This window comes from Microbulbifer sp. MLAF003 (assembly GCF_030012965.1).
Lineage (GTDB): Bacteria > Pseudomonadota > Gammaproteobacteria > Pseudomonadales > Cellvibrionaceae > Microbulbifer > Microbulbifer variabilis.
The window spans coordinates 3,641,379-3,653,040 of record NZ_CP120232.1 but is presented as its reverse complement, the minus strand read 5'-3'; the positions used below and the strand labels follow the sequence as shown (position 1 = coordinate 3,653,040).

Here is an 11,662-nt window from a genome sequence, read left to right as displayed (position 1 = left end):
GCCCTTGAATAATTTGCCTCCCCACTCCATTTAATACAGCATGTCGAAAATATCCCCAGCCCCGGATTAGCCGTGTGCTGTTAGATCAGGAATCCTCTCTATGCGTCCCTTGCTGCTGCTTCTATTTATAGCTCTACCTGTACTCGAATTGTGGGTATTGATCGCCGTAGGGAGTGAAATCGGCGCCTTGCCCACCATCGGCCTGGTGTTTCTAACGGCTATCATCGGCGTGACGCTGCTGCATCGCCAAGGGCTCTCTACCCTGGCAAGGGCCCAGGAGAAGATGCGCACTGGTGATATTCCCGCCCAGGAGATGGTAGAAGGTATCTTTCTCGCCGTCGGCGGTGTTCTGCTGCTGACCCCCGGCTTCATTACCGATATTCTCGGTTTCGCCTGCCTGATACCGGGACTGCGCCAGTTATTACTGGGGCGGTTACTTCGCCATGTCACTATCGTTCGACCAGGTGGCCCCTACCAACCGAATGCCTCCAGACGTGGCCCCGATATTATCGAGGGAGAGTACTCACGGGATGAGCGGAACTCCGTTGAGCACAAGCGCCACAAAGACTGATTTGGTTGAATAGTGCACACTTTTACACTTCAAACGGCACTTTTATAGTTTTTTCACTTTAGGGTGTTGAAATCTATTCTCCCGCCCATAGATAGGGATCAACTGAGAATTAAGCCCCGCCTCTGAGGACCAGAGAGGGGTGAGGTTACCGGCCCGATGGGCCTGTACCGCCAATGTTGGAAAACCTTAAAACGACTCAATGGAGAACTTATCCATGAAAATTCGTCCTTTACACGACCGCGTCGTAGTACGCCGTAAGGAAGAAGAAGCGATGTCAGCTGGCGGTATCGTGCTGCCAGGTGCTGCCAAAGAAAAGCCAAACCAGGGTGAAGTGGTAGCCGTGGGTGAGGGCAAGCAGCTGGACAATGGCGATGTGCGCGCACTGTCTGTGAAGGTAGGTGACACGGTTGTTTTCGGTCGCTATGCCGACAGCAATACCCTCAAGGTGGAAGGCGAAGAGCTGATCATCATGAGCGAAGGTGATATCTACGGCGTGTTGGAAGGCTAAGGCCAGCCTTTAACTTTACTCGCAAAAAGAATTTGAGGAATAAGAATCATGGCAGCTAAAGACGTAATTTTTGGTGACGACGCTCGTCAGAAAATGTTGAAAGGCGTAAACATCCTGGCAGACGCTGTAAAAACTACTCTGGGTCCTAAAGGCCGCAACGTAGTTCTGGACAAGTCCTTCGGCGCTCCTACCGTAACCAAAGACGGTGTTTCCGTAGCGAAAGAAATCGAGCTGAGCGACAAGTTCGAAAATATGGGCGCACAGATGGTTAAAGAAGTTGCTTCCAAAGCTTCTGACACCGCTGGTGACGGCACCACCACCGCTACTGTTCTGGCTCAGGCTATCGTAACCGAGGGTCTGAAATCCGTAGCCGCTGGCTTCAACCCAATGGACCTGAAGCGCGGTATCGACAAAGCGGTAACCGCAGCGGTTGACCACATTGCTGGCCTGTCCACTCCTTGTGCCGACACCAAGTCTATTGCTCAGGTAGGTACTATCTCCGCTAACAGCGACGAGAGCGTTGGTACCATCATCGCTGAAGCCATGGAAAAAGTTGGCAAAGAAGGTGTTATCACCGTTGAAGAAGGTTCCGGCCTGGAAAATGAGCTGGACGTAGTAGAAGGTATGCAGTTCGACCGCGGCTACCTGTCTCCTTACTTCATCACCAACCAAGAGAACATGACTGCCGAGCTGGACAATCCGTTCATCCTGCTGGTAGACAAGAAAATCTCCAATATCCGCGACCTGCTGCCCCTACTGGAGCAAGTAGCTAAAGCCTCCAAGCCGCTGCTGATCATCGCTGAAGACGTAGAAGGCGAAGCGCTGGCAACTCTGGTTGTAAACAGCATGCGCGGCATCGTTAAAGTTGCTGCTGTTAAAGCACCTGGTTTCGGCGACCGCCGTAAAGCCATGCTGCAGGACATCGCGATCCTGACTGGCGGCACCGTGATTTCTGAAGAAGTTGGCCTGGAGCTGGAAGGTACCACTCTGGAGCACCTGGGTACTGCTAAGCGTGTCACCCTGTCCAAAGAAAACACTGTAATCGTTGACGGCGCTGGCAATGTTAAAGACATCGAAGCTCGCGTTAGCCAGATCCGTGCACAGATCGAAGAGTCCTCTTCCGACTACGATAAAGAGAAACTGCAAGAGCGTGTAGCCAAGCTGGCTGGCGGTGTTGCGGTAATCAAAGTAGGCGCCGCTACTGAAGTGGAAATGAAAGAGAAGAAAGCCCGCGTTGAAGACGCCCTGCACGCTACCCGCGCCGCAGTAGAGGAAGGCGTAGTACCTGGCGGTGGTACCGCTCTGGTTCGCGCTACCCAGGCTATCTCCGTAACTGGCGACAACGAAGACCAGAACCACGGCATCGCTGCAGCTCTGCGCGCTATGGAAATGCCTCTGCGTCAAATCGTTTCCAACGCTGGTGATGAAGCTTCTGTAGTTGTTGACAAGATCAAGCAAGGCGAAGGCAACTTCGGTTACAACGCTGCTACTGGCGAGTATGGCGATATGCTGGACATGGGTATTCTGGACCCAGCAAAAGTAACCCGCTCTGCTCTGCAAGCGGCAGCCTCTATTGCTGGCCTGATGATCACCACCGAAGCCATGGTTGCAGAAATCCCGGAAGAGAAGCCGGCTGCTCCTGACATGGGCGGTATGGGTGGAATGGGCGGCATGGGCGGCATGATGTAAGCCGGCCTTAAAGCCTACCCCAAAAAGCCCCGCAATTGCGGGGCTTTTTTATTTTAGGTACATGGAATGATAGGTTAATACTGGTGCTGCGACGCAGCAAACAATCTGATTAATGGGGATACAACAGACCCAGATCCAGGAATAGCCTATGGATCTAAATTAAGTTTCTTAGTTTGTTGTGCTAGTAATTCGGCTGTTTCCTTAGATATGCCATTGATTGGTGGAGCATTTAACTGAGGTTGTTTCAGTAGATAGGAAACAAAGACCGCGGCAGATAGATATACACCATTCTGATTGGGGTGGCTTCCATCATGAGCGTATAGGTCAATGACTTTATCTGAGGAGCTAATTGTTTCCCAAGCGAGGCCGACTGGTATTACTTTTGAAGATGTTGTCTGGGCTATATTCTGATAACCCTCAAACAAGCGGGCTTGCATTTTACTGCGAGTATCATTGGAATAATTTTGAGTGTCCCCATGCTTACGGCCCCAGGTTAGAAAGAGGAGAGGGGTGGCACCGGCCAATCTAATTTCTTTGGTGAGTTTTTTTGCGTAGGGGTAAATCTCTTTATGCCTCTGTTCTTCGGAGAATGAGGGAAGCTGGCTTTGCTCCTGAAGCACCACATAATCCCATGCCCTCTCATGAATAGCTTCTAGTGTATCTGCAGACTCAGAGTGTTTTTGTAAGGTCCACCCTCCCGGAGTTATGGAGCTATATATAATTTGTGCTCCATTGCTTTTAGCAATTGCCTGAATTATCGGAGGAAGAGGGCGTGTGTAGCTATTGCCGATAAAAAGAACAGATAGAATTTCCTGAGTTTTCTGCTCAGTCTGCTTCTTTGGCTCTACTAGTAAGTAAGCTCCTACCAATAATAGAAAGATAAGAAAAAATATTTGGATTTTTAGGTGGCTTTTAAATTCTTTCATTGTGTTAGATTTCCAAGTGGGGCTATTACCACTTAGGATAGGTCTATTTTGTAATTTGTTCTGTGCAGCGTGTTTAAGTATCTACATTCTTATGTGGTTGAATAGGTTATTGAGGGAATAACTTGTTATCTTGAAATTAGTCATCTGATTATTTTTCGTTACTTTATGAGCTGTGAGAATAATTATGAATATGAACGATCAAGATTCGCTAAATATAAGTCCTATTTTAATTTGGGGGAGAAACATTACATATATTTAATGTTCAGTCCAGCAGAGGGTTAGTATGTCCTTTTAGACTTCCCTTTCAGTAAATGGGAGGAAAGAGCAGATATGTTGCTATCAAAAGGTAATCTTGTACTAGCTGCCTGTCTTGCAGTACTAGGCTGCAAGGATTCGGGGGACTCTGGAGGGAGGCAGGTTTTAGAACCCAGGGGTTCGCAAGTAGACTTAAGCCAAACGTCGGCTGGTTTTTTTGCGCACTATACCCGTGTCAACTCAGTAGATATTCCGGAAAAGATCACAGGACCTTATGCTGATATCATTGTGAACCTTGAAGGGAAAGGTAAGCTTGTTTTTGCTCGTGATCATAGTTATCGGCCTGTTTGGCACTTTGGAAACAATTCTAATCCTGTAGCGCATTTGGCTGATATTTCGAGTGATGCCAATACTCGCTTTGATAAATCAAATGACTTTTCTTATGTTCGTATCTTAGAGCAGTCAGATGAAAAAGTTGTTATTCATTGGCGTTACTTCCCGAAGGCTAATACGAAAATGGGGCGAGATCCCGAAGGGGTAGTCCACGAGATATATACGATTACTCGAGATGGCAATGTAACCAGGTTATACCGGCCAGGCACTGATACCATCACAGGCTGGGATGTGCGTCGAGGGGCTATTATTCAGACTATGCGTCTCACGGAAAATGGCATAGCCGATGTACAAAATAAGTCTGGAGAGCTACAGGCAGGTGTGTCTCAGGGTAATGGGAATGCGATAGTTAATTATACTCCCCCTGGCTTACCTGTGGCTCATTGGAAGTTTGATGAGGGGGAGGGCACAAGTACTGTTGAGAGCTTGAAATCAGCGACTGGATATATTGACAGCCACGGGGGTGATTGGGTCGCCGGTGTGTCTGGTTCGGCCCTTTTTTTGACGGTTATAGATCAGCAGTGGTGGTCGCGCAGGATGAGGCACCCATATTTAAGGAGGCTCTTTCTATTGAAGCCTGGATTAATCTAGCCGCTTATCCATGGAATAATGCTCCTATTATTCACCAGTCAGATAATATGGGAAATGATGGGTATTATTTTGGAGTAAGTTCTGACGGTAAGCTGCTTTTTACGGTAAATGGGAAAACTTTAACTTCTGATAGTGTAATCCCAGTTAATCAGTGGATTCATGTTGGTGTTTCTGCAGAAAAGAGTTTGTCGCTCTATATCAATGGTGTTTTAGATAAAAGCCAATCTTATGATGTCAATCTTTCAATTCCAGATATGCCAATGATTGTTGGAATGAATAATTCACCTTTACCAGCAACAGATGGGGTTCGGGAGAGTGAATTAAATGAATTCAATCATTTCTCCAGTATATTCGGTATTGAGGGGGCAATAGACGAGATTGCCATTTATAAGCACTCTCTGACTTCTAAGGATTTTGATGATAGTTACAACGGTTTTTTATTGGCACAAAAGAAAGCTCCAGATCCTGGTTTTACGAAGCGGCAATTGCCAGACCTTGAAAAATACCCCCAGAAGTTTGGTGGGATTTATACAAAGTTAGACTTTCATGATGCTTGGGATAACCTATGGAGGGTTACGGACAACGAAGATATTGTAGTCCGATTCGATAATAAGCCGATCAGTTATGTATATTGGCGAGGAACATCACACGGCATGAACTTGGTGACAGATAATCGGTGGATGTCTGATCAAAGTGTGGAACTGGTGATTCCCGATCCGGATGATCCTGAAACCCCAGCTTCAGTCAACCCAATTGTTTCTTTGGCTGAACACATGTCTGATAAGGCCGCTCTACGCACCCATGTTCGTATGATTGAAAATACTCCTGCACGGGTTAAAGTTCACTGGCGTTATGCAGCCGCAGATGTATTTGATTTACTCGTTTTGGATACTGCTTATATTGATGAGGTGCATACAATTTATCCCGATGGGGTGGCAATCCGGGATGTTTTTTACCATCCTGCAGCTGATGAAGGTGGAGTAGAATTTTACCAGGACTTCCAATGGTTACTAGGACCGGGTCAAAAAGCTGAGGACTTCCTGAATTATAATGCAGTTTCGATTGCGGGGCTTACGGGTGACTCCTCTGATATCATTTATCCTATACCCTTAGACAGGCCTAGTGATGGAGTGGACCCCAGTCCTTTGCCCGGTAATATTGCGGTGCTCAATAGCCAAACTAACTGGAAGGTCTTTGGAGTAAGTCAGGCAGGTGGTTTTTTCCCTCTGCTAATGAGGAGAGTTCAAAGCATATAGATTTCCTGGGAGGTATTTTTCCGTTTGCAGGCCCTTGGAATCATTGGCCAATAGCTCAAATTCCTTCCGATGGTCGATTCTCCGTTGCCAATGATAGAGTTTCTCACTTTGCGGTTGGTAATCTAGAGGCCTTTGAATATGGTTCTGGATCTATGATGTATGGCTTTACCCAGGGAACACCGGTTGATTTACAGGGCTTGGCAAGTTCATGGATTTCTCCACCTGTAATAGATGCGGTTCAAGGTGTTAAGGGCAATGTAATTAATTTTATCACTGATGAAAGAGCCTATAGCCTGACATCAGATGGGATATCAGGAGATATTTCTTTACTGGTGAAGGCTAATGATAGTAGTCCTTTGGTAAATCCATCACTAATTATTCGCCAATGGGAAACAAGCAAAACTCCGAAAGTAAAATTCAATGGCAAAGTACTATCCGATGTAAAATTGGGTATTATCAGAGATACAGATGGATCCCAGACTTTGATTGTGTGGTTACCTGTGACGGCAATCACGGATTCATCCATTGAAATTGTTCGTAATTCTGTTGGTGAGAGTTAATCTTCTTATTGGTTGTTGCATTTTAAGAATAAGCAGAATAGCCGTACCATAGTATGGCTATTCTGCTTTGTAAGTGGAAATTATCTGTATAGAATTTTTAACTTCCTTGTACGGATAAATATTCAATATAATTCACTGAATTTACTTTCCTGAGAATTTAATGAATGGGCGGGATGTGGATCTGTGATTGAAGGGATATCTATCTGTATCTTTAATCCATTGCAGTTAGCTAGGTGAATCTTAGCTTTGTGCAAATTACAAACAGCCAAAACAAGACTTAATCCAAGTCCATTACCTTTTGTATGCCTATGCGATTCCAACCGGTAAAATCGCTCAAAGACCTTTTTATGATCATCTTCTGGAATTCCCGGACCGCTATCGTGTAGCTGCAATTGAAGATACTCCCTACCTTGTTGAGGTTGAGCTGAAAGCCTAATATCCAGTTTGCCACTTCCTGGTGCGTACTTAATTATATTGTCAAATAGGTTTGCAATAGACTGAGACCATTGGTTTTTATCTCCAAAGATCATATGTTGGTCATCAATCAAAGTAACGGATGGAAGTATTCCCTGATCATGAAAAATCGGTTCATAGACTTCTACCAGGGTTTTAAGAAGGTTATGAAGCGAAAAGTGCCGAAATGCTGACCTTTGTGCTCCTTGCTCAATTTGCGAGATTCTGAGTAACGCATTAAAGCACTCGATGATCCTGTCGTTTTCATTAATAATGGCTTCGATAGTATCTTTATCTGGTTTTTCTATATGCAATAATAGTTCTAGCTGGCCTCGTAGCCGAGAAAGTGGGGACTTCAAGTCATGGGCAATATTATCGGAAACTTGTTTTATTCCCATCATCAATTGTTGGATTTTGTCCAGCATTGTATTGATATGTATAGATAACTGATCATAGTCTCCGCCATTACTATTATATGGGATCCGTTTGTCCAGATCTCCAGACATAATTTGGCGGCATACTTTGTTAATCTCGCTTATTCTTCTGACTGCTTGCCTAGATACAAGATATCCACAAATTAGGCTAATAATTGCAGTGATCAGAAGTCCGTAAAAAATAACAGAGTTAAGGCTTTTCAATAGGTGGTATTGTTGGGTGAAATCCTTCCCCAGTATTAGCTCTCCCCCGTCACTTAGTAGAGAAGTTCTTGCTAGGCATATGTGCTGTTCATCTTCTTGACCAAATGTAGAGTCTGGATTGTAAGTTGCCGTGTAGGTAGACTTATAGTTCGTGCTTTGTGGGGAAATTCCCTCAATGTTACTAAGTATAATATTTCCCTTTGCGTCTTGAAGTTTTACACAGAGATCCTCTGTATCTAGAAAATACTCTGTCTCAATGTAATATTTTGCGAGTAGTGTTGCATCTATGTGGCGTTTCTTATGATATTGGGGCCAATGGCTAAATCGCTCATCAGTAATGTTGTCTACATAATCGTGAAAATCTTCAGGGAATTCACTATTAAGTAGGTGCCAGATTAGGTTGGCGGGAATTTTTTCTAGTGGGGGATTGATATTTTCTCCCAGTGCGAATAATCGCCCTTGAATAGCAAGTTCCTCCTGATTGCTAAAGCTGCTTTTATTTAAAAGATTTTTGAAGTAGTGTGTGTAGTCGCTAGTAAATTTTGATGGTGAAGTGTGGTTGTTAATAAAATTTCTAGGTTTTACATTTTTGAAGTTTGGAAATATATCAGGGTGAAAAAACTCTAGATCATTGATTTCCGCAATAGATTCTTTTGTTATATTTTCAATTTTATGAAATGTTGGATTTGCCAACGATTGTTTTGTGATTAAATAGATGCTTGCCAATGAAATACTGGAGCTAAGGCAGACGCAGCTGAATGTGATAATTGCCAGTTTGAAACTGGAGCTTTTATGTAGTTTAATTTTTTTCGCGAAGGACATAGCCGGCCCCCCTTACTGTGTGAATAAGAGGACTGTCCTGAGATTGGTCAACTTTCTTTCTCAATCTGCTTACGTGCACTTCTACTACATTAGTTTTCGGGTCAAAATGAAGATCCCAGACTTGCTCCAAAAGCATTGTTTTTGTAACAATTTTACCTTCATGTCTCATAAGATATTCCAGGAGTTTGAATTCCTGGGTTAATAGTTCAATACTACGGCCTCTGCGTTGTGCCTTCCTTGTTAAGAGATTGAGCTCAAGGTCTGAAACAATAAGGAATTCGCAGGTGTTGGACTGAGGTTGGCGCCTACCAATGACTTCGACTCTGGCTAAAAGTTCTGCAAAAGAAAAAGGTTTGGAAAGGTAGTCATCACATCCACTACGTAAACCCTCTACGCGATGGTCGACGTCTCCGAGGTTACTTAGCATTAAAACTGGTGTACTGATTTCCATTCCCCGCAGGGATTTTAATAGTTTTAACCCATCCATACCAGGAAGCATTCGGTCAAGGATTATTACATCAAAATTTTCGATGCTGGCTTGAATTAACCCTGTTTTTCCATTATGGCATAGCTCTACACCATGCCCTTCCTGACTAAGGCCCTTGTGAAGGTAATGACTTAATTTGATGTCGTCTTCTATTATAAAGATTCGCATATATCTTTAGCTGGTAAATAGTTTTGGTTGCCGGTTATTTGTTGATCGAGTTGTTTTTTTTAAGGTTTTCTGATTTGCCTCAGACTAAGCCATGTACATATGGTGAATATAAAAACGTAACTAAATATTGCCAGGCACTTTCAGCCTTTTAGATATGAAAAGACTTAATTAAAAGTGACAAATGCTATTTTTACACCATTCTGAAGAACTGGAAGTAGTGAAGTCTTTCTAGTTTTTTGTTTGTGGAGAACACTAACAAAAAAAGAGTTGTTAGGCTAAAACTGCGTCTTAAGTTGTGTGTTAAGTGTGCTTCATACCCCTTGTAATATCAATGCTATGTGGATCAGTTATTGATAGAATACCCTTTTGGTTAAGCTCACCTTGGTGTAAACAGTGCATTAAAAATGACCTGTAATTTATCGGGAAATTTAGAGGCTGTTAAAAAGCTTTGGTTCACGGAGTTACAGCAAATGACTCAATTGAGGTAGTAGTTCTTGCTCTCCAGAGTAGACAGACGTGAGACCAGGAAGTCAAAGCATCGGAAAAACATGAGTAACGATAGCTTGACTGCACTGAGTTTTAATATGGATGAAGTGCACGAGGGTAATGATCACAGCTATTGATAGGTACTTGAGAAAATTATCCCGTTTATACCGAAAGGAGCGCCTTCCGAATTCCTGGGGTTGCAGTTTCAAGGTCCGCAGAACGGGAAACGAGATCTTGAGCTGGTTTCGACGTTTCTGCGAAACTCTTAGAGTAGGGTGAAGGTATGCCTTTGGATGATGGCACGTTTGGATAGTCAACCGGCACAATCGGATTCTTAGCTGGCGTCTTTAGCTTATATACTGATTCCAAGATTAACGCTTGGGAGACAGTTAAATGGAAACGGCACTTATTACAGGAGCCTCAGGTGGTATTGGCCTTGAGTTGGCCAGGATACATGCGGCTAAGGGCGGCAACCTGGTTCTGGTCGCTCGGTCTGAGGGGAAGCTTTTAGCACTCAAACAGCAGCTGGAGAAGGATTTTGGTATCCAGGCAATGGTTATTGCTGAAGATCTTTCCGACCCTTTGTCCGCACAGAGAATTTTTGAGCGAACCCAAAGCGAGGGTGTGGAGGTTGGTACCCTTATCAATAATGCGGGATTTGGTGGTCACGGTCTCTTCTATCAGCGAGATCTGGAAGCTGAGCAGGGTATGATGCAGGTGAATATGGTTTCCCTAACCAATCTCACCCACCTGTATGTCAAAGGAATGGTTGCCCGCAATAGTGGGCATATCCTTAATGTTTCATCCACGGCATCTTTTATGCCCGGTCCTTTACAGGCGGTTTACTACGCAACTAAAGCCTATGTGACTTCCTTTAGCCAAGCCTTGGCGGAAGAATTGAAGGGCACAGGTGTAACAGTAACCGCTTTATGTCCGGGCGCTGTTGCGACTGGGTTTGTAGCGGCTGGTGATCTTCAGGGAGTAGATATCTGGAAGAACGCCCGTTCAGCAGAATCCGTTGCTAAATGTGGTTACGGGGCTATGGAACGTGGGGATTTGGTTGCTTTTAATGAGAAGCGGCTTAAAGTATTTCTGAATTGGATAATGCCATTACTGCCCCGTAAAATGGTGTTGAAATTTTCCCGCCAGACGATGGAAAAATCTTGATTGCGAGTAGACCCGGTAATGACCAAGCGCGCAGCTAAATTTCTGGTATCCCCCAGCTGGAAGCTGATGTTACACGATATGAATATCGACTCAGCTATGGCTCTGGCTTATGCCGGGTTACCTGCAGATCTATTGCAGCGAGAGTCTGTGACACTTACTCCAATAGAGTACTTCCGCTTTTGGTGTGGTATAGATCAGGCCTCAAAGGATAGGCCGCTACCGCTCTTGTTGGCGGAGCATCTTACAGCTGAATCGTTTGATCCCCCTGTGTTTGCGAGTTTGTGTAGTGCAAACCTAAATCAAGCCCTATTGCGGATACAGCAGTATAAACCCTTGATTGGTCCCATGGATTTGCACCTGGATATTACCGAAGAATACACAAAGCTCAATTTAGAGTGCTATGGAAGTGACGGTAATATTCCTACTGCTTTGGGGCTAAGCGAATTAATTTTCTATATCCGCCTGGCCCGGTTGGGAACCCGGGAGAAAATTCGGCCATTGGAATTGGCGTTACCACAGTTACCAGAAGATCAAACGCCTTATAGAGAGTTTTTCGGTTGCTCAATTAAGCAATCAGATCGGGTACGAATTTGTTTCTCGGCGCAAGATGCGCAAAAGCCATTCCTGACCGCCAATATGCCTATGTGGGATTTTTTGAGGGCAAATTAAGTCAGCAGTTAAAAGACTTGGAT

Annotated in this window: 11 protein-coding genes; 8 read left to right on the top strand and 3 right to left on the bottom strand. The window is 44.5% G+C overall.

Going from position 1 to position 11,662, the window contains the following annotated elements:
• The first annotated feature begins 100 nt into the window (after positions 1-100).
• From P3339_RS17510 to groL, 3 genes are all read left to right on the top strand, one after another.
• On the top strand, positions 101-571 hold the full coding sequence (locus P3339_RS17510) for an FxsA family protein (protein WP_282951364.1): 471 nt from the start codon (positions 101-103) through the stop codon (positions 569-571).
• Between the two features lie 214 nt (positions 572-785).
• Positions 786-1,079: a co-chaperone GroES gene (locus tag P3339_RS17505; protein ID WP_020412315.1), complete on the top strand. Its 294-nt coding sequence runs from the start codon at positions 786-788 to the stop codon at positions 1,077-1,079.
• Positions 1,080-1,127: 48 nt separating this feature from the next.
• Positions 1,128-2,768 (top strand): chaperonin GroEL, encoded by a 1,641-nt coding sequence (groL, locus tag P3339_RS17500; protein ID WP_020412316.1) that lies wholly within the window; start codon positions 1,128-1,130, stop codon positions 2,766-2,768.
• Positions 2,769-2,914: 146 nt separating this feature from the next.
• Here the strand turns inward: groL and P3339_RS17495 are convergent, their stop codons facing one another.
• Positions 2,915-3,694 (bottom strand): SGNH/GDSL hydrolase family protein, encoded by a 780-nt coding sequence (locus P3339_RS17495; RefSeq protein WP_282951363.1) that lies wholly within the window; start codon positions 3,692-3,694, stop codon positions 2,915-2,917.
• Between the two features lie 330 nt (positions 3,695-4,024).
• Between P3339_RS17495 and P3339_RS17490 the strand changes: the two genes are divergently transcribed.
• The 3 genes from P3339_RS17490 to P3339_RS17480 all read left to right on the top strand — a co-directional run bounded on the left by P3339_RS17490 (position 4,025) and on the right by P3339_RS17480 (position 6,749).
• Positions 4,025-4,933, top strand: a complete 909-nt coding sequence (locus tag P3339_RS17490) for a hypothetical protein (RefSeq protein ID WP_282951362.1) — start codon at positions 4,025-4,027, stop codon at positions 4,931-4,933.
• The gene (locus P3339_RS17485; protein WP_282951361.1) at positions 4,867-6,189 is read left to right on the top strand and encodes a LamG domain-containing protein; all 1,323 of its coding nucleotides are present in this window, start codon (positions 4,867-4,869) and stop codon (positions 6,187-6,189) included. Before P3339_RS17490 ends, P3339_RS17485 begins: the two co-directional genes overlap by 67 nt.
• A 152-nt stretch (positions 6,190-6,341) precedes the next feature.
• Positions 6,342-6,749: a hypothetical protein gene (locus P3339_RS17480; protein ID WP_282951360.1), complete on the top strand. Its 408-nt coding sequence runs from the start codon at positions 6,342-6,344 to the stop codon at positions 6,747-6,749.
• Positions 6,750-6,871: 122 nt separating this feature from the next.
• Here the strand turns inward: P3339_RS17480 and P3339_RS17475 are convergent, their stop codons facing one another.
• Positions 6,872-8,662: a sensor histidine kinase gene (locus P3339_RS17475; protein WP_282951359.1), complete on the bottom strand. Its 1,791-nt coding sequence runs from the start codon at positions 8,660-8,662 to the stop codon at positions 6,872-6,874.
• Positions 8,640-9,317, bottom strand: coding sequence for a winged helix-turn-helix domain-containing protein (locus P3339_RS17470; RefSeq protein WP_282951358.1), 678 nt, complete (start codon positions 9,315-9,317; stop codon positions 8,640-8,642). Before P3339_RS17470 ends, P3339_RS17475 begins: the two co-directional genes overlap by 23 nt.
• Positions 9,318-10,196: 879 nt before the next feature.
• Here P3339_RS17470 and P3339_RS17465 point away from each other — a divergent pair.
• Positions 10,197-10,970 carry an SDR family NAD(P)-dependent oxidoreductase gene (locus P3339_RS17465; RefSeq protein WP_282951357.1) on the top strand — a complete coding sequence of 258 codons (774 nt, stop codon included), beginning with the start codon at positions 10,197-10,199 and terminating at the stop codon, positions 10,968-10,970.
• Between the two features lie 18 nt (positions 10,971-10,988).
• Positions 10,989-11,639: an AraC family transcriptional regulator ligand-binding domain-containing protein gene (locus tag P3339_RS17460; RefSeq protein ID WP_282951356.1), complete on the top strand. Its 651-nt coding sequence runs from the start codon at positions 10,989-10,991 to the stop codon at positions 11,637-11,639.
• Positions 11,640-11,662 lie beyond the last annotated feature (23 nt).

What these genes read in the sequence shown, in the direction of transcription:
- P3339_RS17510 (WP_282951364.1), top strand. Translation starts at nt 101, where the DNA reads ATGCGTCCCTTGCTGCTGCTTCTATTTATAGCTCTACCTGTACTCGAA.
- P3339_RS17505 (WP_020412315.1), top strand. Translation starts at nt 786, where the DNA reads ATGAAAATTCGTCCTTTACACGACCGCGTCGTAGTACGCCGTAAGGAA.
- groL (WP_020412316.1), top strand. Translation starts at nt 1,128, where the DNA reads ATGGCAGCTAAAGACGTAATTTTTGGTGACGACGCTCGTCAGAAAATG.
- P3339_RS17495 (WP_282951363.1), bottom strand. Translation starts at nt 3,694, where the DNA reads ATGAAAGAATTTAAAAGCCACCTAAAAATCCAAATATTTTTTCTTATC.
- P3339_RS17490 (WP_282951362.1), top strand. Translation starts at nt 4,025, where the DNA reads ATGTTGCTATCAAAAGGTAATCTTGTACTAGCTGCCTGTCTTGCAGTA.
- P3339_RS17480 (WP_282951360.1), top strand. Translation starts at nt 6,342, where the DNA reads ATGATGTATGGCTTTACCCAGGGAACACCGGTTGATTTACAGGGCTTG.
- P3339_RS17475 (WP_282951359.1), bottom strand. Translation starts at nt 8,662, where the DNA reads ATGTCCTTCGCGAAAAAAATTAAACTACATAAAAGCTCCAGTTTCAAA.
- P3339_RS17470 (WP_282951358.1), bottom strand. Translation starts at nt 9,317, where the DNA reads ATGCGAATCTTTATAATAGAAGACGACATCAAATTAAGTCATTACCTT.
- P3339_RS17465 (WP_282951357.1), top strand. Translation starts at nt 10,197, where the DNA reads ATGGAAACGGCACTTATTACAGGAGCCTCAGGTGGTATTGGCCTTGAG.
- P3339_RS17460 (WP_282951356.1), top strand. Translation starts at nt 10,989, where the DNA reads ATGACCAAGCGCGCAGCTAAATTTCTGGTATCCCCCAGCTGGAAGCTG.